This is a genomic window from Paenibacillus sp. LjRoot153, from assembly GCF_964253085.1.
Lineage (GTDB): Bacteria > Bacillota > Bacilli > Paenibacillales > NBRC-103111 > Paenibacillus_E.
In genome coordinates this window covers 336995-361107 of record NZ_CAXUQH020000001.1, presented here as the reverse complement: position 1 = coordinate 361107, position 24113 = coordinate 336995, and the positions used below count along the sequence as shown (strand labels likewise).

26 protein-coding genes are annotated in these 24113 nt (G+C 47.4%); 10 read left to right on the top strand and 16 right to left on the bottom strand.

Translation table 11 applies throughout. From position 1 onward, the window contains the following. Nucleotides 1-151 precede the first annotated feature (151 nt). The 4 genes from ACSQ8P_RS01665 to ACSQ8P_RS01650 all read right to left on the bottom strand — a co-directional run bounded on the left by ACSQ8P_RS01665 (nt 152) and on the right by ACSQ8P_RS01650 (nt 5451). Nucleotides 152-3796 carry an Npt1/Npt2 family nucleotide transporter gene (locus tag ACSQ8P_RS01665; RefSeq protein ID WP_436233608.1) on the bottom strand — a complete coding sequence of 1215 codons (3645 nt, stop codon included), beginning with the start codon at nt 3794-3796 and terminating at the stop codon, nt 152-154. Nucleotides 3797-3949: 153 nt separating this feature from the next. Further along, nucleotides 3950-4384: a DUF6526 family protein gene (locus ACSQ8P_RS01660; RefSeq protein ID WP_436233607.1), complete on the bottom strand. Its 435-nt coding sequence runs from the start codon at nt 4382-4384 to the stop codon at nt 3950-3952. A 4-nt stretch (nt 4385-4388) separates the two neighbouring features. Continuing rightward, a complete protein-coding gene (locus ACSQ8P_RS01655) occupies nt 4389-4613 on the bottom strand; it encodes a hypothetical protein (protein WP_056611059.1) in 225 nt (74 codons plus the stop codon). A gap of 79 nt (nt 4614-4692) precedes the next feature. Continuing rightward, entirely contained in the window at nt 4693-5451 is a 759-nt protein-coding gene (locus ACSQ8P_RS01650) for a GTP pyrophosphokinase (RefSeq protein ID WP_436239429.1), read from the bottom strand. Nucleotides 5452-5605: 154 nt separating this feature from the next. Here ACSQ8P_RS01650 and ACSQ8P_RS01645 point away from each other — a divergent pair, with 154 nt between their 5' ends. After that, nucleotides 5606-5788 carry a hypothetical protein gene (locus ACSQ8P_RS01645; protein WP_436233606.1) on the top strand — a complete coding sequence of 61 codons (183 nt, stop codon included), beginning with the start codon at nt 5606-5608 and terminating at the stop codon, nt 5786-5788. Nucleotides 5789-6033: 245 nt separating this feature from the next. Continuing rightward, the gene (locus tag ACSQ8P_RS01640; protein ID WP_436233605.1) at nt 6034-6693 is read left to right on the top strand and encodes a hypothetical protein; all 660 of its coding nucleotides are present in this window, start codon (nt 6034-6036) and stop codon (nt 6691-6693) included. 198 nt (nt 6694-6891) lie between these two features. Here ACSQ8P_RS01640 and ACSQ8P_RS01635 read toward each other — a convergent pair whose 3' ends face one another. From ACSQ8P_RS01635 to ACSQ8P_RS01620, 4 genes are all read right to left on the bottom strand, one after another. After that, nucleotides 6892-7383, bottom strand: coding sequence for a CcdC protein domain-containing protein (locus ACSQ8P_RS01635; protein ID WP_436233604.1), 492 nt, complete (start codon nt 7381-7383; stop codon nt 6892-6894). Nucleotides 7384-7533: 150 nt separating this feature from the next. Then, on the bottom strand, nt 7534-8586 hold the full coding sequence (locus ACSQ8P_RS01630; RefSeq protein ID WP_436233603.1) for an NAD(P)/FAD-dependent oxidoreductase: 1053 nt from the start codon (nt 8584-8586) through the stop codon (nt 7534-7536). A gap of 245 nt (nt 8587-8831) precedes the next feature. Next, nucleotides 8832-10217, bottom strand: a complete 1386-nt coding sequence (locus ACSQ8P_RS01625) for a sensor histidine kinase (RefSeq protein ID WP_436233602.1) — start codon at nt 10215-10217, stop codon at nt 8832-8834. Next, entirely contained in the window at nt 10207-10881 is a 675-nt protein-coding gene (locus ACSQ8P_RS01620) for a response regulator transcription factor (protein WP_436233601.1), read from the bottom strand. Before ACSQ8P_RS01620 ends, ACSQ8P_RS01625 begins: the two co-directional genes overlap by 11 nt. Nucleotides 10882-11021: 140 nt before the next feature. Here ACSQ8P_RS01620 and ACSQ8P_RS01615 point away from each other — a divergent pair, with 140 nt between their 5' ends. Together ACSQ8P_RS01615 and ACSQ8P_RS01610 are read left to right on the top strand one after the other, a co-directional pair. Continuing rightward, nucleotides 11022-11858, top strand: a complete 837-nt coding sequence (locus ACSQ8P_RS01615) for a hypothetical protein (protein WP_436233600.1) — start codon at nt 11022-11024, stop codon at nt 11856-11858. Between the two features lie 157 nt (nt 11859-12015). Beyond that, a complete protein-coding gene (locus tag ACSQ8P_RS01610) occupies nt 12016-13287 on the top strand; it encodes an MDR family MFS transporter (RefSeq protein ID WP_436233599.1) in 1272 nt (423 codons plus the stop codon). Nucleotides 13288-13596: 309 nt separating this feature from the next. Here ACSQ8P_RS01610 and ACSQ8P_RS01605 read toward each other — a convergent pair whose 3' ends face one another. Next, nucleotides 13597-14439 (bottom strand): thermonuclease family protein, encoded by an 843-nt coding sequence (locus ACSQ8P_RS01605; RefSeq protein WP_436233598.1) that lies wholly within the window; start codon nt 14437-14439, stop codon nt 13597-13599. A 266-nt stretch (nt 14440-14705) separates the two neighbouring features. Next, nucleotides 14706-16628 carry a DUF2334 domain-containing protein gene (locus tag ACSQ8P_RS01600; protein ID WP_436233597.1) on the bottom strand — a complete coding sequence of 641 codons (1923 nt, stop codon included), beginning with the start codon at nt 16626-16628 and terminating at the stop codon, nt 14706-14708. A gap of 337 nt (nt 16629-16965) precedes the next feature. Here ACSQ8P_RS01600 and ACSQ8P_RS01595 point away from each other — a divergent pair, with 337 nt between their 5' ends. Then, nucleotides 16966-17178, top strand: coding sequence for a hypothetical protein (locus ACSQ8P_RS01595; protein ID WP_436233596.1), 213 nt, complete (start codon nt 16966-16968; stop codon nt 17176-17178). Between the two features lie 64 nt (nt 17179-17242). Here the strand turns inward: ACSQ8P_RS01595 and ACSQ8P_RS01590 are convergent, their stop codons facing one another. Both ACSQ8P_RS01590 and ACSQ8P_RS01585 read right to left on the bottom strand, forming a co-directional pair. Next, nucleotides 17243-17392: a hypothetical protein gene (locus ACSQ8P_RS01590; protein ID WP_436233595.1), complete on the bottom strand. Its 150-nt coding sequence runs from the start codon at nt 17390-17392 to the stop codon at nt 17243-17245. Between the two features lie 93 nt (nt 17393-17485). Further along, the gene (locus ACSQ8P_RS01585) at nt 17486-17842 is read right to left on the bottom strand and encodes a winged helix-turn-helix transcriptional regulator (RefSeq protein ID WP_436233594.1); all 357 of its coding nucleotides are present in this window, start codon (nt 17840-17842) and stop codon (nt 17486-17488) included. Between the two features lie 144 nt (nt 17843-17986). Here ACSQ8P_RS01585 and ACSQ8P_RS01580 point away from each other — a divergent pair, with 144 nt between their 5' ends. Then, a complete protein-coding gene (locus tag ACSQ8P_RS01580; protein ID WP_436233593.1) occupies nt 17987-18859 on the top strand; it encodes an SDR family oxidoreductase in 873 nt (290 codons plus the stop codon). A 32-nt stretch (nt 18860-18891) separates the two neighbouring features. Next, entirely contained in the window at nt 18892-19602 is a 711-nt protein-coding gene (locus tag ACSQ8P_RS01575; RefSeq protein WP_436233592.1) for a DsbA family oxidoreductase, read from the top strand. A gap of 192 nt (nt 19603-19794) precedes the next feature. On the opposite strand, the gene ACSQ8P_RS01570 is transcribed toward ACSQ8P_RS01575, so the two are convergent. The 3 genes from ACSQ8P_RS01570 to ACSQ8P_RS01560 are packed head-to-tail and all read right to left on the bottom strand — an operon-like array spanning nt 19795 to nt 21007. After that, a complete protein-coding gene (locus ACSQ8P_RS01570) occupies nt 19795-20184 on the bottom strand; it encodes an SRPBCC family protein (RefSeq protein ID WP_436233591.1) in 390 nt (129 codons plus the stop codon). Nucleotides 20185-20241: 57 nt separating this feature from the next. Then, the gene (locus ACSQ8P_RS01565; protein WP_436233590.1) at nt 20242-20700 is read right to left on the bottom strand and encodes an SRPBCC family protein; all 459 of its coding nucleotides are present in this window, start codon (nt 20698-20700) and stop codon (nt 20242-20244) included. Beyond that, complete coding sequence (locus ACSQ8P_RS01560; RefSeq protein ID WP_436233589.1) at nt 20684-21007, bottom strand: ArsR/SmtB family transcription factor; 324 nt, start codon at nt 21005-21007, stop codon at nt 20684-20686. Before ACSQ8P_RS01560 ends, ACSQ8P_RS01565 begins: the two co-directional genes overlap by 17 nt. A 117-nt stretch (nt 21008-21124) precedes the next feature. On the opposite strand from ACSQ8P_RS01560, the gene ACSQ8P_RS01555 reads away from it, so the two are divergent. After that, complete coding sequence (locus tag ACSQ8P_RS01555; RefSeq protein WP_436233588.1) at nt 21125-21532, top strand: DUF6855 family protein; 408 nt, start codon at nt 21125-21127, stop codon at nt 21530-21532. Between the two features lie 120 nt (nt 21533-21652). On the opposite strand, the gene ACSQ8P_RS01550 is transcribed toward ACSQ8P_RS01555, so the two are convergent. Then, nucleotides 21653-22318 carry a GGDEF domain-containing protein gene (locus ACSQ8P_RS01550; RefSeq protein WP_436233587.1) on the bottom strand — a complete coding sequence of 222 codons (666 nt, stop codon included), beginning with the start codon at nt 22316-22318 and terminating at the stop codon, nt 21653-21655. A gap of 223 nt (nt 22319-22541) precedes the next feature. Between ACSQ8P_RS01550 and ACSQ8P_RS01545 the strand changes: the two genes are divergently transcribed. Next, a complete protein-coding gene (locus tag ACSQ8P_RS01545) occupies nt 22542-23705 on the top strand; it encodes a diguanylate cyclase (RefSeq protein ID WP_436233586.1) in 1164 nt (387 codons plus the stop codon). 236 nt (nt 23706-23941) lie between these two features. Further along, a complete protein-coding gene (locus ACSQ8P_RS01540; RefSeq protein WP_436233585.1) occupies nt 23942-24106 on the top strand; it encodes a hypothetical protein in 165 nt (54 codons plus the stop codon). Nucleotides 24107-24113: the final 7 nt, after the last annotated feature.

The following is a 24113-nucleotide window of genomic DNA, read 5'->3' as shown; positions in this document are numbered from 1 at the left end:
TTCGTGTTTGACACGCTGATTGGATGGGTGATCGGGGAGTAGGGGGAACTCCGCACCAGACATAAATTAGGTGTCACTTCACTCCCCCGATTTCCTACCAAAAAGGAGTCCAACCCTCTACCAGGGTTGGACTCCTTCTCTGTTTACTATGCTAGATCATGCCTCGCAGGCGATCCGCAATGACTCGCATCATGCTGCGCAGTACGTCGATGTTCTGGAAGCAGAAGCTCAGCACGAGATCACGGTGCAGCTGGAGCAGCACGGCTGGGTCCTTCGCTGTGCAATCTGCTGATCGAGGGCCGCTGTCGATGATGGCCATCTCGCCGAAGAATGCGCCTTCGCCCAACAGCGCGAACTCCTCGCTGCCGCGATGGACGCGGATGCTTCCCTCGATGATGCCATACATCGTATCTCCGAAGTCACCTGCGCGGCAGATCGCTTCACCAGGCTCATAGGCAACTTCCTCGACCATTTGAGCCAACCACATGAAGTCGTTCGGGCCCAGATGGGCGAAGAGGTCGATCTTTTGCAAGACGAGGATCCGACGTAAAATCACTTCATCCCTCGTCAAATCTGTCGCAGCCTGTGGCTCCTGCAATGCCGCTGCGGCAGCCTCCGCCTGAGCAAGAACAAGCTCTGACCGAGCAGCTTCTTCATTCCCATCTCGTCCTTGATCTCGCACTTGCACCTGATCTCCTGCCAACTCTTCTCCCTGCTCCACCACAGAAGCCTGCCCTTTCCCCTGACCTCGCTCCAACTCAGAGCGCAGTCTGCGCGAAAGCAGCTTCATCATTTCTACAGCAATGCTCGTCTGATCGAACATCATATCGTAGAAGACAGACGAGTCTAGTCGCCACAGCACCATGTTTTCTTCCGCTTTAATCGTTGCTGTACGCGCGCTGTTCGTCAGAATTGCCATTTCACCAAAACAATCGCCAAGATTCAGCTCTCCGAGGAGTTGCTTATTGCGATAAACGCCAGCTCTGCCCTCATCTACGAGCATAAGGGAATCGCCTGGATCGCCTTCTTTAATGATTGTATTGCCTTGTTCGACGACCAATTTATGCAGTCGCTTGGCGATCACAGATAAGTCTCTGCTCGTGAGACCCTGGAATAACGAAACACGACGAAGCAACTGCACGCGATGCATGAGATCTGCAAGCTCGACGTTCACAAACGTATCCGACTTCCGATGCGTATGGTACTGAATCGTTTGAGTCAGCCACTCATCACCTTGCTCAGCTAACCAGCTCAAATGCAGATTCAGCTCAACCTTGCTTGCGGCTACCTTGGACAGCTTGCGGGAACCTGCCATGAATTTGGCCATCTCTGTACGCAAAGTCCCTTGAAGCGTCTGATCAATAACCTCTTCAGCATTGGCCTGCTGACGTGAGTCCCCTTCGGACCAGTCCAGATACACGGCCTGCATGGTTTGCCCATCTTTCAGAAGCGCCAGCAATAAAAACACACGCCGAGTAATGGCCGTACGAATTTCGCCGATCATCTTCTCAATTTCCGCATAGTCATCTACGCCAACAACGCATGCACCATGCTCAGCGAACTGTGCATACAGCGTAAGCTCTTGAAAAATATAGCCCTCCACCTTGCGGCTATCCGGCTGAAGCAACTGCTTACTCATGCGTTGCAATGACTCTAAGATACGATCACGCAGAGCGTATGGCGCCTTCTCATAACAAGCAAACAACATGTCAATCGCACGTTGGGTAGCGATCCTTTCAAACACCGCAGGCAAATACAAGCTAATTTCCTGTTGCTCCAAGTATGGAGCCAGCTGTGGCAGCACATCATCTTCGTCGTACGCGGCGAGCGCGTCTATGGCGTAGCGCCGGGTTTTGCTGTCTTTTAGCCTGCCAATAATCGGTACAAGTAATGGAGGAACATGCAGGATTGCCGCTGACTCCAAGGCCCGAATTCGAACCAACGGACTGTTATCCTGCAAAAGGGAGATGAGCGGCTTGTAGAAGTTTTTCACACGGATTTGTCCAAATAACGCAGCCATGGCGATCCGTTCCTCTTCATGTCCGCTCTCCATCATGTCTTTCAGCTTCCCAACCGCGCGGAACATGCCTTCAATACTGTAATATTTGACTAGGCCAGCAATTGTTGCTGCTTGAACTTCGACAGAAAGGTCTTCCAAATGCACAGTAATCTCATCCACATAATCTTCATCCGCATAAGCGGAGAGGGCGATAATGGCCTTGGCTCTGACTTGTACATGTTCAGATGCGATCAGTTCCTTCAGAACGGGTTCAAAACCTTCTGGCACCTTCACCTCCACATATGCCAAGGCTTCTAAGCGAATTTCGGGTATGGCATGACGCAGTAAACCGTCCAAATGCGGAGTTAGGTCAAATGAACTTGTCTCCTTTAAAAGACCGAACGCGTACAACGCTTGCTGCTTGTCCGAACCGTTCAGCGCATCGATCAAGATTTGCCGAGTCACGGAATCCATGAGATTAAGCTCGACCTTTTGCAGGTCATCGCCGCCTGTTTTGAGATTGGACAGGAGCGTTGTCAAGTACGCTTTCTTTACCTTGATGCCCGCAAAAATCCCTACAACGAGCAAAACTAACACGATATAACTCAACTTCTCAGGGGCTACGAATCGTGTAACGAGGAGAAGGCAGATGGCCGCAAGTCCTTTGGCACCGTTACGGACAATCCCGTCCAAGAAGCCCTTCGCTTTATTCCGCCATTCTGGAGGAACGGGGAACATCACTAATTGGCTGACCGAGGAGTAAATCGTGTCTCCGACGACTTTATCGCTTCCTTTGACAACAACCGCCATAGCAAGGACCGGCAATATGAGAATCCCGAGACTTCCCGCGAAGAGAGCAATTGGAAAAATTAACAGCGCCGTCATCACGCCAAACCGCGTAATCACACGCCCTGAAACGAACAATTGCACACAGAGGGCAATCAACCCAGAGAAGCCGTAAAAGCTTCCCATAAAGCCGGCTAATGCTTCATTTTGCAGGGTGCCACGCAGAATGACCTTGAATTGATAATCAATTAGGGTTAGCGATACGACGAGCGCAGCAGCCAATATTGCGACATACTTGAGATGCGGCACACTCGCGAAAAGTCCACCTTTTTGTTGGACAGATGACGACTTCGATGAGGCTTTGCGAGCCTGCGCTGGCTTCGAATCACCATGATCTTTGGTCATGCCCAATATGACAAACACAGCAACAAGACCGAGTAATTGCAGACCAGCATACACATAGATTAAATTCGCCGTTCCGACGAGTGGAACAAGAACTTTGAGGCCGAAGCCGCTCAAAATCCCTCCCATAATCCCCCCGCTGCCAACGAGTCCAATCATCTGCTTCGCTTTCCGTTGGTCCATCACCGATGTTGCGAACTGCCAGAAGCATACGATCATCAGGAAATTGAACACATCGTATCCGATATAAATGACAGGAAACACCCATCTCAGCTCGAGCCCTACACCGAATCTAGAGATCAACACGAAGGTCGAGATCAGTGGAATCATCAGCTTGAGGAGAGTTTCTAAGCGTACCTTGGGAGAGAAACGTTGAAATACGATGCCTGCCGTAATCATGACGAGTGCCTGCGGCAAGTACATCAAGGACAAATACGAATTGTCGAACCGACTTAGGAAGAGTGTATCCGCCGCCGTTCGTCCGATTGTTGATGCGGATACCACAAAGAACAAATAGGCAAATAACAGAAATACTTTTCTGTATTCCTTCTTATCCTCCGTCATTTTACCTAAAAAAGAACGATACGTTTTACTAATACTGCTACTCACACGACACCTCATTCTACAATTAAACGATCATGACTCTTTCCTAAAATTGTATCAGAAGTCCTAGGAAAAAATAACTACATTTTCAATAAAATAACGTACAAAAATACAAAAAAAGACAACATCCGGCGGATGTGTCTTCTTGAAGATGACATTTTATATTCTAAAATTGTCGCCTCTCCAGCTGCGAATTGCTTTCTTAATCGCATCCGGAGCCATCCGCTCCTCTGCTGCCTTCTTACAAAGTGCAGGAAACTCTTCATCCGATGCAAAACGCAAAGCCGTAATTTGTCCCATCGTCAACTTCTTATCTAGCAGCTTCTGTGTCAGCACAAAATGCCGAAGGTTCTCTTCTGCCCGAATCGCCCGATCCTGCGCCTTGATGGGGTAGGATCGGATAAGCAAAAAGATCACAACCACAATAACAGCTATGAGAACAAAGATGACTGCTGGCAGCACCTGATCGCCCGCCTGTAAGGCGCTAACAAGCTGCATAATGGATAGGACCACTAAGCCTAATGCTAACAATGAGAAAAAGTAATGAAACAACGGATGCATACGTCGATGATTGACATAATTCTGAACCTTCATCTACTTATTTCCCCACAATCTGAGTAATCTCACTCTCTAACAATAGATAACGGTGCACACTTCGCATGATCGGCACTTTCGTCAAATTGTTTTTGTCCACATATTGCTTCATCTGATCTTTGGACAGACCTAAGATTTTACCCGCTTCCATTACCGTGAGCACCGCTTCATTGCTAGTCGCGTTGAAGGTTGTCTTCACCTTTTGATTCCAGTCTTCAAATGATTGCATGTTTTCGCACCCTTCTCAATCCGATCCTTCTATTATAGCACGAAAACACCTGCATCACCCAATTACCTTCATCTGCCAACTAGGACTCCTCTCCGCTCATGAGTGCCAGCAGCGCTTTCGGCAACGGAAATTTCTGATTGCTTATCATGATTTGATTCAAGGCATCTTCGGCGATATCCGCCTGCTCTTCCTTAATCACACTGATCTCCGCATGCAGCCGCTCCATCTGTGAATCGAGTGCCGCCGCTGAAGCTGCTGCTTGCTTTAACTCTTCTAAGAGACGAGCGGGTACGGCTTGGTTGCCTTCATTAAATTTATAAAATATTTTATGCTCCAGGCTCGCCCAACAGTCCATGGCAATCGTACGAATTTGAACTTCCATACAGACGCGCTCTTCGCGATCCGACATATGTACGGGTACTTCAATGAGCAAATGTAAGCTTTGGTAGCCATTGGGCTTTGGGTTTTTGATATAGTCTTTTTCGCTCAAAATATGAAGGTCATTCTGATTTCTAAGCATCTTAGAAATGACATAAATATCGGAGACGAAGGAGCACGTAATGCGGAGACCCGCAATGTCCTTCACGCTGCCCTTAATGCCTTCGAAAGAGAGCTCTCCGCCTTTTCTCATTAGCTTTTGAAAAATACCTTCCGGCGATTTCAACCGAGACTTCGTATGTTCAATCGGGTTATATTCATGCAGCATCTCGAATTCTTGAACGAGGATATCAATCCTGGTTTCCATTTCATCCAGCGCAAACTTATAGGTCATCATGAAGCGTGTAATTTCGTGCTTAAACTTTTTCAAATCATTCATCGAAAACTGATTCGTGATCATATTCATCCACAATTCCATCCTTTGGTCATGGTTATTTTCCCATTCCTTGCTAGTTTAAATCATGGAGATCGCTCTACGCAAATGCAGCGATGAGAAAAGACACCACTAGGGTGTCTTTCGTGTCCGTTGTATGAATTAGTGTAAGTCTTGGGCTATGCTGGCGGACCTCTTCCGCAACAATCGTTTGAATATCCGCCGCGAGGTGGGCGTGGGGCGGCGGTTAACTGTAAAAAATACAGCTAATTTCTTTAAAACTGGCCAATTTGAGAATATAGCTGGATTTCCTCCAGTTATTTACGGCCATTTCTTGCCGATCCGCCAATATCAGCAAAATTAACTACACCTTTTCCAGTTAAAATAAAAAATCAGTGTTTTTGAGGGAATTTTAATGGAGATTTTCCATCTAACCCTCCAGAAGGCGGCTTGTTTGGGCAATACGAGCGCAGATTTGTATTTGTGAGGAGCCCATTTGCTACCCACAACTACGAAACATTTAAGTTGAACACCAAGGCCCCTTCTTTTTCCCAAAGGTTGTACATAGAAATGGAGAGAGACACCCTCGAAAGGATGTGCTTTCCCACTATGGCGATGCAACACTTGCTGTCTAATCAAATGGAGCTCTTCCTTCAATATGGACTAGCTATTTTCTGGACAGTCACCTATATCCTCATCATCATCCAAGGGTTCAAGGATCGCGCCTGCGGCATGCCACTGGCAGCTATATGCGCCAATATCACGTGGGAGTTTCTGTTCGCATTCGTGATGCCGTTTCACCCGCTGCAGATGATCATTTCACTGGTCTGGTTTCTGCTCGACTGTGTCATTCTATTCCAAGGTGTCTACTTTGCCAAACGTCAGTTTCCGCCACGCCTGCTCCTGCCTGCGATTTTCTCTTTACTTGTCATTTCTCTGCTGCTTCACGTCGGCATGGTTGTTGAGTTTCATGATCAAGAGGGGAAATATACAGCCTTTGGCATCAATTTGATGATGTCGCTTCTGTTTATCCAGCTACCTTTCAAACAAGGCCTCAAAGGCCAGACGATCTACATCGCCTACTACAAAATGATCGGCACCTTGTGCGCATCTATACTTTGCTACTCGCTGTATCCGGACTCTTTTCTACTTACGATCATGTGCGTGTTAGTGACGATTGCGGATATCGTGTATATTGGGATTGTTCAGCGGGCCGTACTTGCCGCTCGGCGGGTTTCCAGCTTAAATACAAATACCCTCAATAAATAGAAAAGACACCCCACAAGGTGTCTTTTCTTTTTCTAATTCCTATGCCTACGCCAAAATCGGCAGCAACTTCAGGCTCGATAGCTGCTCGAAATCATCATTCTTGTTGTAAGAAATACAACATCGGGGCGGGAAGTGTTACAAGCGAGATAGGGATGCAAAAAAGGGCACCCTTGGTTGGGCACCCTTTTATAAACCAGGTTAGCTAGCACTAACCTTCCGGTACTTGAGAAAGCTGCCGATACGCCACACGCAAATGTATAAGTACGCCATGACCATCGTTAACACAGCAAATTCCGACGGATCCAAGCCTTTGAAATACTGGGATAATATCAATCGGACCGCGATAACGGCAATAATCACATATTTGAAGTTGGGGTTAGGTTTCGAGTAGACCAAACCATCCTCCCGCTTCTCATACCCCGTGTGGTACAGCATAATACTGCCTAACGCCACGCCGAGCACGCCTGCACACAGCAGCTCCCAAATCGCTGGTATATGGAAAGGATGATCCGGTATATGTGTCAGCGAGTTAATACTAAGCCCGAACACAATGAGAAGCAGGAAAACGGGAATCAGCATGCCTCTTCCTTTATTCCGAATCGGCTTCGCTTTCCCTCGCGTTCTTAGCCAAATAACTAAAATAATAACTACAGCACCGATTCCATAACCGATGAGTGTTTCAGCATTCATATCGTAGTGCTCCTTTCGATGACAAGTTCTACAGAAATTATACGATCACACGTAAGATTTCACCTCCGTCTTGAGACTGACAACACACTTGGATGGCAAAAAGCACCCCGCAGGGTGCCTAGTTTATTTGATGTATGTAGCTTATCCAGATTACGATTGGAACATTTGCTTCACTAACTCTTTATTCCGCTTCTTAAATGCTTGATTATGCGAAGAGACCATCCCGAACTTCTCTGCTGTTGGCTGAATGTACTGTTTCGCTTTATTCACCGCATTCGCCGCGTCTTGGAAGGCTCCCGCGATCAGATGCACTTTGCCTGGATGATGAAGAATGTCCCCAGCTGCATATAGTCCTGGCACTGAGGATTCACTGTTCGCATTACCCGCGATATAGTAATTCTCCGCTCGTTCGATCTCGATTTCACTATTCTCGAGCAAGGTTGTGTCGCGATCATAACCATGGTTGATAACGACTTCATCCACGTGGAATGAGGTCACTTCACCTGTTTCATGATTCGTTAGCTCCACACGTTCAATGGAGGCGTCCTCACCAGAAGCAAACAGTTTCGTAATCGAGGTGTTCAAAAAGCACGCCACGGAGCTATTCTGTAGCTGCTTCACTTGGGCCTCATGCCCTGTCAGCTGTTCTTTGCGATAGCTCAAAATCACCTGCTTCGCGAATGGCTCCAGCTCATTCGACCAATCCACTGCCGAGTTGCCGCCACCGGAAATGACAACAGTCTTATTCTTGAAGCGCTCCAATGATTTTACCGTATAGCTCAAATTCGAAACTTCGTAGCGCTCCGCGCCTTCGATCTCCAGTTTTTTCGGGTTAAGAATGCCGGAGCCTACCGCGACGATGACGGTTTTGGAGTAGTGAAGCTGACCTGATGTTGTGCGTAGGACGAAGACATCCTCTTCGTTTTTAGCGATTGCTTCTACTTTTTCATTCAACACCACTTCAGGGCTGAACGTAAGTCCTTGCTCAACAAGCTGATTGATCAGCTTCGCTCCTGGAGTAGGCGTGACGCCGCCTACGTCCCATATCATTTTTTCGGGATATACATGTATTTTGCCGCCGAGATGCGGTTGAAATTCAATGATTTTGGTCTTCATTTCACGAAGCCCACTATAGAAAGCCGAGTAAAGACCCGCTGGTCCCCCGCCAATTACCGTTACATCAAACAATTCGTTCTGTTCCATGCACATTTCACTCCTTAACTCCAATTGCGATTGATAATCATTATTAATGAATGATACTGTGTTTTGATGATTTTTTCAACTTAAAAAATGCTGAACGCACCACGATAGCCTCTTCTAACGGAGCGTGGTTCCGTTACATCTGGAAGATGCCAAGGTGTCTACTTCTGGAAATCAGCGCTTCAGATCACCTCTACGAAAGACCAAAAAAGCTTGAGCACAATTGTGCCCAAGCTTTTTCCCACTCCCTACACAGGAATCCGCACGCGAAAGACGCTGCCTACACCCTGCTGACTCTCTACTTCGATCGTCCCTTGTGCGGCATCTACAAGGTTCTTCGCGATGGCTAGTCCAAGCCCATGACCGCCAACCTGTCGGGTTCGAGCCTTATCCTGCCGGTAAAACCGATCAAAAACACGCGGAAGCGCCTCAGGTGCGATCCCCATTCCGTTATCCCTCACGTCGAGCGTGAGAAAGCGGGTCCCTTTTTCCACCTTATCCGCAAGAATGACATGTACGTCTCCACCATCCTGCGTATATTTAATCGCATTATCGATGAGAATCACCAGCAATTGTGTCAATTTGCCCTGATCCCACTCCACATTCAGCTCGTCAGGAACATGCAGCTCCAGTGCCATGCCTTTGGCCTGCGCTGCAGGCAGCAGCTTCGCTATTACGCTCTCGGCAGCTGCTTTCAACTGAAAAGCAGAACGCTCCAGCACGAACTCGTCAGCATCCGAACGTGCCAGCTGCAACAGCTCGCTGGTCAGCCTCGTGATGGCGTTGACTTCATCTTTCATACCCTTCAGCACGTTATTCGTGAAGGGATTGCTTTCATCTGCATCGAGCTGCAGCGCCTCGATCGAGGTGAGCATAACACTGAGCGGGGTACGCAGCTCATGCGAAGCATCGGCAACGAACTCGCGTTGCCGCTCATACGCTTTGGCAATCGGAATGATCGCTCTACGCGCCATACGATGACTGAACCACAGCGCGAGTACAAAGAAGAGCAGCGCCATTCCTAGCATCAGAATCAGCAATAAGCGAAAAAGCTGATGCTGGAAGGTCACCTCCTTCCCCACATATAAGGTGCCGATCAACTGTCCGTTCTTCTTAAGCTCGCGATTGGTTACGAGAAACCGGGCGTCCTCCCCATTTTGCGGTCGACCTTGGGTATCCACCGAGGGTTGATCGAACGTCTGCAAGGTCGTTTGCTGGGTCTGCTCTCCCTTGAACTGGCCCTTTGCGATTAAAGCCATCATCTGTTCTCGCAATTCCGGCTGCGTCTCATCACCCAATTGCACATTCCCTGTATCGGAAATAAGGTAATAGAACGATTGATCTGCGCTAATCGAGAAGGCATCCTCCACAGAGCGCGGTGGCTGACGCTTAGGATTGGTGTCCCCGTCCACCCATTTCTGCAAAACCTGCAGCTCACTATTCGTCAACTCGGTCAGATGAGACCGTTGGTCGCTCCAGATGAACACATACAGCAACGCATATACAATGACTACGAATAACCCGAGAAAGATCATTAGCACGCCGCTATATTGCAGCGTAAGTTTATTGCGTGTCTGGTCAAATAAATTCCCTTGAGACAGGCGCTTATTCAGCCAACTCTTGTTACGCTTCAATTTTATACCCTACGCCTCTCACGCTCTGAATGAGCTCCCGTGCACCGGAAGACTCTAGCTTCTTACGAATTAATTTGATGATCGCGTCGATCGATTTTAAATTCACGTCAGCATCTAAGCCCCATACTTTATCTAAAATAACCTCGCGCGTAAGCGTCCGCCCCTTGTTCTGCAACAGCAGGTCCAAAATCTGAAACTCACGCGGAGACAACTGGATCTCTTGACCACCCTGCCGAACCATCTGATTCGTCCGCTGCAATTCCAGCTCTCCCATTCGCACAATGTCGTCCTGCAAAGGAGCAAAGCTTCTGCGCATCAGCGCCCGCAAGCGTGCCAACAGCTCGTCCATTTCAAAAGGCTTCACGAGATAATCATCCGCTCCCGCATCCAGCCCTTCAACTCGATCTCGCAGACCGTCCTTGGCTGTCAGCATAAGAATAGCTCCTCGATATCCGGCCTGGCGCAGCCTAGCACAAGTGTCACGGCCATCTCCCTCTGGCATCATCCAATCGAGAATAACCACATCATAACTGGAGGCTGCGGCATAGTCGAAGGCATCGTTCCCCGTTTGCACCCAATCGACGCTGCATCCCGTCTTTTTTTTCAACATATACGTCGTTAGCTCGCCTAATTTCACGTCATCTTCTGCTAATAAAAGCTTCATCTATCTGCCACCTTCTCTCGTTCGCTCTATTACTATCAAGTATAATCTATCGCCTTCGGGCTTTCACCGTAATTTCACCAAGTGGGGTTAAGATTGGTCTCATGGAACAACAAATCTACGAAAACGAAGGGAAGATCCCCATGAAAACAAAAATGAAAATCATTCTAGCAAGCGCACTATCCGTTGTATTAGCAGGCAGTGGAGTCATTGCTTTAAGCGCTGGCAGCCAAGTATTCGCTGCAACCGACACGTCGCCAACGGCAACATCTGCCCCGCAGGATAAGCCAGCAAAGCCGAAGCCAAGACAAGGGGAAGCCGGCAAGCCAGATGGCCCTCGTGTTAATGGTCAAAATCCACCTCCGCCTAACCGCGACGGTTTGGATTGCCCGGGACAAGGAGAAGGAGAAAGAGGAGCAGAAGCAACGCCAAGCCCGCCGGGAAGCTCAACCCTTTCGAATGGTGAAGCAACTAGCGGGATTACGAATCTTTCTACCTATTCCGTCGTGATTACAGGTGGTCTCACAACAAATCCTCAGGACAAAGGACGGCCCGTTGTGTTGATTGCCTCCGCTCTCGGCGTACCTACCGAAGTGTTTCGAGAAGCTTTTAGCGGAGTGACGCCATCTGGGTTAGACAGCCAACCGAGTCACGAGCTCGCACAACGAAACAAAGCCGCTTTGATGAAGGTACTTGAGCCTTACGGCATCACCAATGAGCGTCTAGATGAGGTATCTAATTTCTACCGCTACAACGGGAATCGAACCGCAACTTGGCAAAAGACCTCGGCAACCGCAACAGCCATCGTCACTGATGGCGTGGTAACTGGCGTTACCATCACGAATCCGGGAGCTGGCTATTCCTCCACGCCGACAGTTAACATCACTGGACCTACTGGCACCGTGACGGCCAAAGCCGTAGTGACGTATACGCAAGATTTTAAAACGAATGGCAGCATCACCTCGATTACCCTCGATTAAATTAGAAGGAGCCTGTCACAGTTCATCTGTGGCAGCTCCTTTTTACGTTAAAAGTTTCCACAACTGGAACCATTCATTCTCCTAACCGCCTTGTTTCCAAACGAAGAATGGTAGTATGATAGGGAGATACTTAAATTAACCAGAGGTAAATTAAATCATGAAGATGAGAGATTGGGACATTAATTTAAAAATCCGCCTCGGCGGAGAAACCGCTTTTAACGTTATTTTTTGGGCATTCTTTCCGTTCTTATCCATCTATTTCGCCAATTCGTTCGGTAAAGGTTGGACGGGGATTCTTCTTGTCTTATCGCAGGCGCTTTCTGTGTTCGGCAATTTGCTCGGCGGATACAGCGCGGATCGGTTCGGGCGGAAACGAATGATGGTGATCGCCGCTTTGGGACAAGCGGTCGGCTACGGGCTCTTCGCACTGGCCGCTTCTCCATGGCTGGCAATGCCGGTTATGAGCTTCATTGGCTTCAGCTTCGCTAGCTTTTGCGGCTCGTTGTACTGGCCTGCCAGCCAAGCTATGGTGGCGGATGTCGTGGATGAGGAGCATCGCTCCAGCGTGTTCGCTATCTTCTATACAACCGCGAACATGGCAGTCGTCGTCGGACCTTTGCTCGGCTCTCTCCTCTATAAGGACAATCCGTATCTCGTGCTGGCCGCGGCGGCTGTGGTTTGCGTGTTACTCGCGCTCATGATGGCACGACGCTTACACGAAACACTGCCGAAGCAGCTAGCGGATCGCCATCGCGCACAGGCTGACACCCCTTGGTACCATGCCATCGCGGTGCAGCTGCGGGACTACAAAATCATTGCCACGGACCGCGTATTCCTGCTGTTCGTCATCGCTGGCGTACTGCTTTCGCAGACCTTCATGCAGCTCGACTTGCTTTTCCCCGTCTTCTTGGAAGAAACGATGCCATTGACGACGATCTTCTCCTACAACGACTGGGATCTCCAGCTCACGGGTAAGCAACTGTTCGGCTTGATCGTCTCCGAGAATGGTCTATTCGTCGCCATTTTCACGGTCATCGTGACCAAATGGATGCTCGCGTATCGCGATCGCTATGTGTTCATTGGCGGCTCGCTTTTCTATGCGCTGGGCATGGTGATGTTCTGCCAGATGTCTACCTTCTGGGGATTAACCATTGCGATAGCCGTCTTCACGCTTGCCGAGCTCATGTCCGCAGGACCACAGCAAGCTTTCGTGTCCAGATTGGCGCCGGATCATATCCGCGGCCAATATTTTGCTGCCTCTAGCTTGCGTTATACGCTCGGGCGTACCATAGCACCGCTGTCTATCCCGATCAGCTCGTGGATCGGCTTTACCTGGACGTTCATCTTGTTGGCAGCACTAGCGGTTCTCTCCGCTGCGATCTACAACATGATGTTTAATCAGTATGATAAGCAAACTGCGTTGCAGTAGGCTAATTATAAAAAGCACCCGCAAGGGTGCTTTTTCATTATTTGCATGGTTACTATACCTGTTTGAGGCAGGTGAGAACTCCCTGTTTGCCAGTTAGGCACCACTCACCAAATAACTGGAAAATACGTAGTTAATTTCGGCGATTTCATCTTTAAATTCACTTTAACTGGAAAACATGCAGGTATTTTCGCGACAAAATTCACTTTTCTGCTGGAATGGGTTGATTTAGATGGAGGAAATCCAGTTATTCGGCCAAATTTGCATGAAAACCAGAAATTAGATGGAGGAAATCCATCTAAACCTGTCTCACTACTCACATGCTACGCCGTCCCCGTCCCCATCCAGCTTCGCGCTGTAGCCTGGCTCGCCTTTCTTGATCTTGTAAGCTCCAGCCGCGTTGGCTTCCTTGCAGGAGTTGTAGGTCACGGTTGTTTTTGGCTGCGACGTAGTCACGGGTTTCGGTGTAGTCGTTGTGGATGACTTCGCCGATGGCGTTGCGCTCCCTTTTACTACACCCTCATGATACCCATCCTCTTGCGCATAATTCTCTACGCTCCAGATGTTCAAACCTTTCTGCTGTGCCTTCTTCTGAATCTCACGGAACTGATCGACATACTTCACGTTTGGCGGATAAATATACGCAACTCTAGCATAGCCATTTTCGAGCAGAAGCTCGTTGAACATCTTATCCCCAATGTAGAGATAACATAGTAATCGGCCGTATTTGTCCCGCTCCGACACATCCAATTCTAGTCGAACGTCCTTGCCCGTGAGCATCGTTTTCGCATAGTTGGACGCATCCAGCGCAAAAGGTTGAACCGGCTTCTCGGGATCCACGCTTTCTGGCGTATCTACAAGGAGCAGACGAATCGTTTCCTCTTTGACTTTGCCGCCGTCGGTAAAAGAGACCTTCATAGTGTCGCCATCAACGACCCGAACTACTTTAGCGGGAATTTGCTTATTCATCGCAGAATCATTAGCCGTTCCTTTGACTGTTGCCCTGACAGACGCAGAGGCCGCTGCGGAAGGTGTTGTGCTCTCCACGTCCACTTCTGACGACGAACAGGCTGACGCCACGATCACAAGCAGAACGAATAGGCTTACACGGACGATTTGTATTTTTCTGCTAAAACCTAGGATTGCGTTTACCAATGTGTTGTACCTCCATATGATGACTGTTCTAGTGGTCTACGATCTCGTATGTACCCTTCCTATTATATCAGATCGCACAGTAGACTCCCTGATCAATTCGCCATTGCACAGCGATAAATCCAATCAATTCCAAAGAATCCTCAAAGCTTATTGAATCATTGTCCAACGTCATGGAGCGTTCTGACAATACACTAAAAGGACTGAATGATCGATAGTATGAGTTACAAATAGAAAAAAAGCACCCCCAGGGTGCTTTTTTCGCATGACTAAGGCGTTCCGCTCCGAAAAGAAAGCGCCAAATCCAACACATGCTCGGTTTCATTATAGGAGCTAATATCCGTCTTCCGATTGCCGTCAAAATCAGCAACGACACCCCGTCTTTCTTTGCCTTGTGCCCATGGGCCAAACTCGTTATCCAGCGGCTGGAAGTGGTTCTCTCCCTCGTTCTGGAATACCCGCCAAATGCCCGTCTCAGCGGTGTAGGCAATCAGATCACTGCGCCCGTCGCCATTCGTATCGCCGACTAGCAGCTGGTCGCTATTTCCAAAGGAAACCCCACCCGCCGTCTGGGGTTCAGCGAACATCCCTTGCCCTTGATGATACATAATGGATACGCGTCTATCCTTATGCGAGACGCACAGGATGTCATCATCGTCATCAGTGTCCTGCATTTGGGCCGTGAAAATTTCTGCATCATCGGGCAGCTGCGAGTTTGACTCTGTGTACGTTAACTGCTGATTCCGCAGGTTAACTAGCACGAGCCCCCCCTTGTCTCCTTTGGCAATTAAGCCCACGCCATGACTAGATCGGAGCGTACGAACAGATGAAAGTCCGAGCGGTAAAGCACCGATTGCGCGTACTGGCAAGAACTGCTGCTTATCTGCCAAGGCCACCCGCACATTTCCCGTTTCTGCGTTATACGCGAGCAGATCTTGCTTCCCATCGCCATTGACATCAACGAGCAGGAGTGACTCATCGGGCGTAAACGTTTCTCTTAACCATACTTGTGAAGCTTCCTGCTGGCGATTTCTCGGCATATCGTAATTCCCCGGAATAACCAGTATGCGATGCATCTGGCGTACAACAACATCCGCGTGCCCGCGGCCTGTAACATCGCCAAGCATCACATTCTGCAGCTTCGTTCTAGGCGGCAGCATCACACGATGCGCTGGGGTGAAAGGGACGATGTCATGCAGTGACATCCAGCGATAGTCCAGCTTTTTGAAGCCAGTAATCAATTTATGCAGGTAGGAGCCCTTATCTCCCTCTTTATATTGATAGACGGGAATACCATCCTTCTCTTCTGGATTTCCGTCTGCAGCCATAACAGGCTCTAGGTGCGAGAACTCCAAAAATGGATGGAAGTAAAAGGAAGCTAGTCCATCATCCTTCGCTGCCTTCTCCAACATCTGGTCAACCGATTTGTCATCGCTTATATAGCGATATGGTGCAGGGATATAGACGGAACCCAAACTATCTTGACCGTACGTATTAATCGTATCATAGGTATTCATATCATCACGAGCGTTTTTGGCGTAGAGATCCGGTTGATACATAAGGCCGACAAAAGAACGAAACACACCTTGTTGCTCATGGGTATCTTTATAGTGGGGAGACTCCCAGAACGCAGGATGCAAATCCGCTCTAGCAAAGGCAGCCAAGCTTTCTTTCATCCGTTCCGCTGCATAAGAAAGCTCTTGCGTTTCTGGTGCATCTTTAATGTTAAATTCAGAGCCTATTCCTGAATTTTGCTCCCCATCTGAGCGATATGTTTCTCCATATTGATGACGGTACCCATGCATGCCTAATACGCCGCCATGCTGCTCGGCCTGTTGAAGAAGATGAATAAAAGCGCTGACAACTTCGTCTGGATTAGGGTCGTCAATGCCCTTCTCTTTCCAAACACCATCCGCCTGCAGGCTCATTCTTCTTGGAATCACAGCGACATGAAAAGGCACATGCTCAGACTCAATATAGGTCATCACGGCCCGCAGTTTCCCTAGACCTTCGAGTGTGTTGTAATCACCGCCAAGTCCGACATCCTCTAGTCGGATCATGACATGACGTTTACCCACATTAGGAGAGTCATTCATCTCTGTATTCGCAGGGATATAAGCGGCAAGCCCAATGGCTGCAAGAACACCCCCGACGATCCCTATTCCGATTTGCTGCCACAATTTACGTTTCACGCCAGCCTGCTCCCCCATTATGTAAAACGTAGATTATACCTATGAATTCGACATTTTTCTCCTAAATTATATCCGAATCTATGACTTCTTACTATAAGAGTTTGAACAGAGGTCAAAATGATATAAAGCAAGGCGCAGCGCACTTGGAATCGCTTCCAATTCTCTGGAAATCTAGCAGGATGACTAGCAATCTCCCCTTTGCATTAGTCCGATATTGCTCCCTGGTTCATTTCTATCGTAGTTGGGTAAACTTAAGATAACTTTACATTCAGCTAATACTGTAATGACATACGCAACGTATGATGAAAATATCTTATTGTGACGGAGGCATCCGACGATGACAACCAAAATAGGTTTCGTATTTTTCTGTATATTGTCCCTATCGGTTTTAGGTGTTGCTGCCAAAGAGAGTCAGCCAGATCCGCCCACGGATCAACGTACAGACAAACACATTGTTAGTCCGTACTCACCAGCCCTTTATGACTCCACGGAACAATTCGAGTATGAATTCGAGTGGCAAAACGGGAAGATTATTGCGAATCCACAGTAAGAAAACTTTACCTACATATACGTGAACCCAAATAAACCCCCGACTCTCGAAGTCGGGGGTTGTACTAATTGAACTTAATTTTATCCAACTCATCTATAAAAGCAGATCTATTAGGATACTTCAACCGGAAATGAGTAACTAACTTCTCCGCACGATCGCCACCGACGGCTTTGATCATATGACGGATGAGCTGACACACCTTCTGCATACTCACCCAGCCAAGCTTACTTTGCTATTCTCAGTGCTTTTCGCCTTCATATAGATCACTGCCTTCTTTGAAATTAAGTACCATCGCTTTTCGCGGCTTTCACTCACCACTCTTCTTACTCATCCCGTACTTCTTCCCCCACTCCCCCATACGTTCGAGGATCGGCATGAAGCTTCGTCCGGCATCGGTCAGCGAGTATTCCACCTTCGGAGGGACCTCCTGATAAACTTTCCGATGAACCATGTCATCCTTTTCTAACTCTCTCAACTGCGACGTCAGTATGCCTTTCGATACCCCTGGCACCAATCGTTGCAGCTCGCCGAATCTCCTCGTTTCCCTTAAATGCCACAGAATAAGGATTTTCCATTTCCCCGCAATAACATTTTGGGTTGCGGTAACGGGGCAGACTTCGATTTGTTCCTCTGGAATTTCTCCCTGAAATGTTGTCCGAGACATGCGCAATCCCGCTCCTTCCTTGATGGTTCTATTTTTATGACTAGGTCACTTTTTAATGACTACTTACATATTTCGAGCTACTATAATAATATATGACTATAGCGAATTATCCAACAACATTTATTTATATAGGAGGACATCACAATGTCAAAAATCGTCGTTACCGCAGCAACAGGTGAATTAGGGAAAAGAGTAGTCAAACATTTATTAGCGAAAGTTCCAGCAAGTGAGATTGCCGTGAGTGTCCGCAATATCGAGAAAGCTGCTGAATTTGCAGATTTAGGCATTGAAGTTCGATATGGTGATTGGGATGTTCCCGCCTCACTGGAGCAGGCTTATGCGGATGCATCCAAGCTGTTGCTGATTTCTTCCCCACAAGATGAGTCGATCAGTCGTGTTCGCAAACATGTTAGTGCTATTGAAGCCGCCAAAAAAGCAGGCGTTCCCCACATTGTCTACACGAGTTTCGCCTTTGCGGATGTAGATGCCTTCGCCCCTCTGGCAAACGTGCATCTAGCAACCGAATTCGCGCTGAAGGCATCAGGCATTCCAACAACGATCCTGCGCAATACGTGGTATCAGGAGCTTTACGTTAATCCAAGCTTGCAAGCTTACATCGATAACGGCAGCATTATAAATTCTGCAGGTACAGGGAAAATTAATACAGCGACACGCGACGACTTAGCGTTGGCTGCTGCAACTGTTCTTGCCGAAGAGGGGCATCAAGACCAAGTCTACGAGTTAGCGTCATCCGAGTCATGGAGCTACGAGCAATTAGCAGACATTTTATCACACGTATCCGGTAAAAAAGTAGCTCACCAATCCGTCTCTGATGCTGACTCCTTGCAAGGTATGGTGCAAGCCGGGCTGCCTGAAGGTCTTGTACAATTTTTAGTTGCCATTGATAGCAAAATGGCTGCAGGAACAGAAGGACGCACGTCTGGCGACCTTGAGAAACTAATTGGGAAGAAACCTACTTCCATTCATGAAAGTATTGCGCTATTATTCAATGAATAATCGTTTTATTAACCAACATAGAGGTGAGCCTTATGCAAGTTGAAATTTGGTCGGACTTCGCGTGTCCGTTCTGTTACATTGGCAAACGTCGCTTTGAGCAAGCTCTAGCGGACTTTGCATACCGCGATCAGGTTCAAGTTGTCTATCGCAGCTTCGAGCTTGACCGTCATGCGCCCAAAAGTGTCCCGCACGATGTCTATGATATGCTCTCTTCCAGGTACGGCATGAGCCGTCAGGAAGCTATCGCCATGAATGAGCAGATGCGTCGGCAAGCTGCGGCAGACGGGCTTGATTTTCAGTTCGATGGCCTGGTGCTGACGAATACATTCGATGCTCATCGGTTACGGCTATTTGCCGAGCAACATGGCCAAGGTGTCGCCATATCAGAGTTATTGTTCCGCGCCTATTTCACCGAATCCAAAAACATCAGCGACCACAGCATCCTTGCCGACATTGCTGCAGCCGTTGGGATTGATCGGAACGAAGCTTTGTCCGTTCTCGCGAGCGATCAGTTCGCTCAGTCGGTGCGTACCGAAGAAGAGAATGGCAGCCGCATGGGCATCCGCGGCGTTCCGTATTATGTCATCAACAGCAAACACGCCATATCCGGAGCACAAGCAAGCGGCGTTTACTTGAACGCTCTGCAGCAGCTTTGGGATACCGAGCAGCCAACACAGGTTGCAAAAGCAGCCAGCGATGAGGCTTGTTTGGACGGCACATGTGTTGTTCCAAACAAACCATAAGCGGTGTTTGCACCTATCACAAGAAGAAGCACCCTCGCGGGTGCTTCTTCTACTTTGATGATTTCGCTGCAACCAGGAATATTTAATTAATGCACTCACGAGCTCGTTTCCTTAATCAACTTCACTTTATTCAAGTCCTTTTGGTTAGCCCTTTGCAAGGTGTTTGCCATTCGGCCGCGCTTCTTCACTTAATTAAGCCAATAATTTCGCTATCGGCTCCCAATAATTCGTATGCCAACCTGCTGCAAGATGCTCGCCTTGCTCTTCCGGGAAGGCAGAATGGTCAAATACCAGCAACGTTTCCGACCCTTTCTCCTGAAGCTCGAATTTGACTAGCGAATAGACACCTTCCGGCCAATTCGCCACACGCCAGGCTTGTACAACACGTTTGTTCGGTACAAGCTCAATGTTACGGCCAAGAATCATGCCGCCGAAGCAGGAGAAAGTTCCGCCTTCTTCTGTGCTAATCTCCGTGGGAGCACCGCCGCTAGCTTTGCTGAATTGCTCGCTGCTCGTAAGGATTTCGTAAATACGTGCAGGATCAGCTGTAAATGTTACTTCTTGACGAATCGTTCCACTCATCATTACGTGCCTCCACAATTTCAAATTAGTGTAGTCATTTTTATGGTATTCCAATGTTTAATGCATAGCTTGCTCTGACCAAGGATCGACACCCGGATCTTGGCCTTGTGCAATAGCTTGAATACGAGGCAAATAATGTGTCCATCCTTGTACATGTGAAGCAACTTCGGTTGCTGGCAAATCATAATGCGTTAATTCCAAAAGCGTCCCGTTATCTTTCGGCGTCAGTTTAAATTCAACCGTACTGGCCCCCGGCGGAACCAACTTCGATTTTTCCCAGCCCCACGTCATCACGATTTTCTCGTTCGGAATCAATTCCTTATATTCCCCCATCGCAATGTCGCTGCCATTCACATCAATGCGATACTTGCCCCCGATACTCGGATCAAGCAGTACGTGGCGTCCCATCCAACGAACTAATTTCTCAGGATCCGTAAAAAATGAAAACAACGTCTCTGGACGGCATTCGATAAAAATTTCTTTCTTAATCGTGTCGCTGCTACTGATTGGCGTCATGTTTTCTCCTTTCCTCCTCTTCCGCGGCTTCCTTCAAGCGCAGCAAGCTGTCGTCCCAGAAGCTCTCGATATACATCATCAACTCAGCGAACCCTTCCCTCCTTATGCCATAAAATCGTTTGGTTCCGTCTCGTCTCACAACAACGAGTCCTGCTTCTTCGAGCACCTTCAGGTGCTGTGATATGGCTGGTGCTGATACGTCAAAATGTGACGCAATCGCGCTGGAGGTCAGCTCTCCATCACGGACAAGATGTAAAATATCTCTGCGCCTAGGCTCCGTTATCGCTTGAATGGCTTTATCTATCATGACATTAATTTAGCATATACTTAATTAAGTGTCAACTTAATTAAAGTGATTGTAGTGTTTCCTCATTTGATATATTCTGTACATAAGTTCAAATACTAAATCAGAGGAGTCATACCAATGTCGACAGTGATCGGTACGAAAGAAAATCCATGGCCATTAAAAACGCCCCCACTAACCTCCGAATATGAAATGTATAAAGACGAAAAAGATGGCAAGGCTATCCTTGTTTGCACAGTAGGCAAAACCGTTTTGCATTACGACTACCGTTGTATTGATGACTTGCACGCGATGCTCAAGCAGCATGGAGATTGGATCGAGCTAGGCAGCGCTGATGAGCAGAAGCCAGCCAAAGAAGGTACGGTTGAAGCTTGGGGTCGCTCTCCTGAAAACCCAATTGGCGGTTGGTATGGCTTGAAGAAAGGTTTCCGCGGAAGATTCGGCATGTATGTCCCCCCATTAATGGAGGCACTCGGTCTTGCGGAAGTCGAACACAATCCAAGAAATAATCGGATGCGGGCTTTATAAAATACGATTAATAAATTGCTTCCCAAAAAGCTATTCCGCGAACAAAAACTCCACTTCCACTCCGACATAAAGAAAAGAGCCTGTCACCATACTCAAGTGACAGGCTCTATCTGATTCTATTTAATGGCTCTCAACCACAATGTTCGTATTTTTTCTATCTGATTTTAACGAGTACATATCGAGATCTGCTGCATGTAGTAAATCATCCAAGCTCCGCGCCTCATCAGGATATACAGCCGTTCCGATCGATACGGATATTTCTAAATTGAACTCTCTCGAAGCTAACATCAATTCGTTCTGAATATGACTGATCAACACTGCTTTCTTGGACGCATCCGTAGAAGCCGAAAGAATCAAGAATTCATCCCCCGCCCACCGTGCGGCTAAATCTTTTTTCTGTAAATCGAGCAGTAAGACATTCGCGATGCGCTGCAGAACTTGATCACCGATCTTGTGCCCGCGAGAGTCATTAATTAATTTAAAGTTATCTACATCGATGAAATATAAAATCAACTGTCCTCGTCTGCGCTCCACCGAAGAAATAAGCTTAGGAAAGGCTTCCAGGATGAATCTTCTGTTATACAGCGTTGTGAGGTTATCCTTTTCAGAGAGGAACTTCAATCGATCATATTGCGTGCCTAGTACCCAACTTGCCAATAAAATGAATACGCCAGCGACAGGAAACTGAAGAGTGGGAAAATTATAATACATCGTACCATAGGTTCTTAAGGCTACAATCGTGACTATAACGACCGAAATTATAACGATTCGTCCCGAATACTTCATCCCAAATCACCATCATCCAATTTGTGTCTATATAGGTCTATAGTGACACACTTGTTCCATATATTTCAAGAAATATTTGGTTTGTGCAGTCGAATCGACTCGAAAATTATCGTTAGCAGAAATTTACAGCATTTTATGGTAAAGTATTGGTATTCGACATTTTTTGAGAACATCCAATACTTCCAACAGTCAGATGAGGTTCAAAATGGATCTACTTTTAGATATGAAAACTATCCTGTTGACACTGGTCATCGGCCACCTATTTACAGCCGTACTCATTATCGCCTACTGGCGTCAACATAAGAACGAAAGCACAATCAGATACTTTTTCTATGCAAAATGTTTTCAAGCCGCTGCGTGGCTGATCTTAATTCTTCGTGGCGGCCTATCAGATACACTTACAGTATCCCTGGTGAACTCCTTGCTGTTAATCGGCTACACATTAGAAACCATATCCGTCCTGAAGATTCAGAATGCCCTAAGCAGGTTCGGACGAAATATGTATATCGCGCTGACCATTTTCAATATTGTCGGCTTTCATGGCATCCTTTTATTTTCCAACGAAGAGAAGTTCAGAATTATCTTTGTTTCCATTGCAGTAGCTGCTGGACTCCTACTTCCGGCATTCAGAATGATTCGAAGTCAAACCTCATCTACACTAACCAAGGTCATTGGCTATTTTTATCTAACGATCCTTGCAGTTCTTCTGATTAGAGTCGTTAGTGCGATATTCTTCGACACACTGATGAGCTATTACCATCTTAACGGCAATCAAACCATGATGCTGCTAGCCCAATATTTCGTTATGATTGCAGGAAACACGGGATTTATTCTCTTAATGAAAGAACAAACAGACCAAATCCTGCTTCGACTGGCCAATTATGATGATTTGACGGGTACACTGAACCGCAGGACGTTCATCACACGTACCAATCAATACATTGCCGCTTATGCAAAGACACAAAAGCCAATCACCTTACTGCTTTTTGATATTGATAATTTCAAGTCCATTAATGATTCATTCGGTCATGATACCGGAGATCAGGTGCTTGTCGACCTCACAACACGAATGAAGGAACAGCTCGGCGCTAATGATCTTTTCGCCAGATACGGCGGAGACGAATTTGCTATCATCGTACCAGGAATGGATGAAGCGGAATCCTCGCTTTATTCCGAGAAACTTAGACAAGCCGCAGAAGGAGCTCTTGTTCCTGGATTAAAGCTCTCCTATACCATCAGTTTAGGAGTTCTCACGTTCATCCCGGATGAGCAGACGCATATTGAGGAGCTTTACTCCACGTGTGACAAGGCCCTTTACCGAGCCAAAAGGAACGGTCGAAACGGTGTACATCGTGGCTCTGTAGATAAACAATTCGTACATGCTTAAATAGATTTATGTAAGTAGGCTGTCGCTATGATGCGATGGTCTTTTGTTGTTGTCTCAGTTCACCTTTGACTGCCTGACCACGGTTTGTGACAAACTATCAAACAATCCTTATTTTGAACCTGTCGACGACAATTTTCCTGATACTTTTTAACCCATTCTTGTTAATTTAATTCTAAGTCGCAAATAACCCTGACAGAGAGTAGGTAGGTAAGATGATTTCTCTAAATGATAAGCCCATGTATCTAGCACATTTCGCAAAGCTAATCCAAATGGATGAATATCGGCTATTCCGTATATGTAAGGGGATCGAGGAGAACGGGTATCAATTAAACCGAAACGAACACGGACATATTGATCTAACGGAGACCGATATTACGGTCGTGTTGAGTTTCTGTTTGTGAAGGCACG

Excerpts from the sequence above, each read along its gene's own strand:
- ACSQ8P_RS01615 (WP_436233600.1), top strand. The coding sequence starts at position 11,022 with ATGAAAACAAAAATGAAAATCATTCTAGCAAGCGCACTATCCGTTGTA.
- ACSQ8P_RS01560 (WP_436233589.1), bottom strand. The coding sequence starts at position 21,007 with ATGATAGATAAAGCCATTCAAGCGATAACGGAGCCTAGGCGCAGAGAT.
- ACSQ8P_RS01545 (WP_436233586.1), top strand. The coding sequence starts at position 22,542 with ATGAAAACTATCCTGTTGACACTGGTCATCGGCCACCTATTTACAGCC.
- ACSQ8P_RS01620 (WP_436233601.1), bottom strand. The coding sequence starts at position 10,881 with ATGAAGCTTTTATTAGCAGAAGATGACGTGAAATTAGGCGAGCTAACG.
- ACSQ8P_RS01575 (WP_436233592.1), top strand. The coding sequence starts at position 18,892 with ATGCAAGTTGAAATTTGGTCGGACTTCGCGTGTCCGTTCTGTTACATT.
- ACSQ8P_RS01610 (WP_436233599.1), top strand. The coding sequence starts at position 12,016 with ATGAAGATGAGAGATTGGGACATTAATTTAAAAATCCGCCTCGGCGGA.
- ACSQ8P_RS01570 (WP_436233591.1), bottom strand. The coding sequence starts at position 20,184 with ATGAGTGGAACGATTCGTCAAGAAGTAACATTTACAGCTGATCCTGCA.
- ACSQ8P_RS01555 (WP_436233588.1), top strand. The coding sequence starts at position 21,125 with ATGTCGACAGTGATCGGTACGAAAGAAAATCCATGGCCATTAAAAACG.
- ACSQ8P_RS01550 (WP_436233587.1), bottom strand. The coding sequence starts at position 22,318 with ATGAAGTATTCGGGACGAATCGTTATAATTTCGGTCGTTATAGTCACG.
- ACSQ8P_RS01635 (WP_436233604.1), bottom strand. The coding sequence starts at position 7,383 with ATGAATGCTGAAACACTCATCGGTTATGGAATCGGTGCTGTAGTTATT.
- ACSQ8P_RS01580 (WP_436233593.1), top strand. The coding sequence starts at position 17,987 with ATGTCAAAAATCGTCGTTACCGCAGCAACAGGTGAATTAGGGAAAAGA.
- ACSQ8P_RS01595 (WP_436233596.1), top strand. The coding sequence starts at position 16,966 with ATGACAACCAAAATAGGTTTCGTATTTTTCTGTATATTGTCCCTATCG.
- ACSQ8P_RS01585 (WP_436233594.1), bottom strand. The coding sequence starts at position 17,842 with ATGTCTCGGACAACATTTCAGGGAGAAATTCCAGAGGAACAAATCGAA.
- ACSQ8P_RS01640 (WP_436233605.1), top strand. The coding sequence starts at position 6,034 with ATGGCGATGCAACACTTGCTGTCTAATCAAATGGAGCTCTTCCTTCAA.
- ACSQ8P_RS01660 (WP_436233607.1), bottom strand. The coding sequence starts at position 4,384 with ATGAAGGTTCAGAATTATGTCAATCATCGACGTATGCATCCGTTGTTT.
- ACSQ8P_RS01645 (WP_436233606.1), top strand. The coding sequence starts at position 5,606 with ATGCTGGCGGACCTCTTCCGCAACAATCGTTTGAATATCCGCCGCGAG.
- ACSQ8P_RS01565 (WP_436233590.1), bottom strand. The coding sequence starts at position 20,700 with ATGACGCCAATCAGTAGCAGCGACACGATTAAGAAAGAAATTTTTATC.
- ACSQ8P_RS01650 (WP_436239429.1), bottom strand. The coding sequence starts at position 5,451 with ATGATCACGAATCAGTTTTCGATGAATGATTTGAAAAAGTTTAAGCAC.
- ACSQ8P_RS01630 (WP_436233603.1), bottom strand. The coding sequence starts at position 8,586 with ATGGAACAGAACGAATTGTTTGATGTAACGGTAATTGGCGGGGGACCA.
- ACSQ8P_RS01540 (WP_436233585.1), top strand. The coding sequence starts at position 23,942 with ATGTATCTAGCACATTTCGCAAAGCTAATCCAAATGGATGAATATCGG.
- ACSQ8P_RS01655 (WP_056611059.1), bottom strand. The coding sequence starts at position 4,613 with ATGCAATCATTTGAAGACTGGAATCAAAAGGTGAAGACAACCTTCAAC.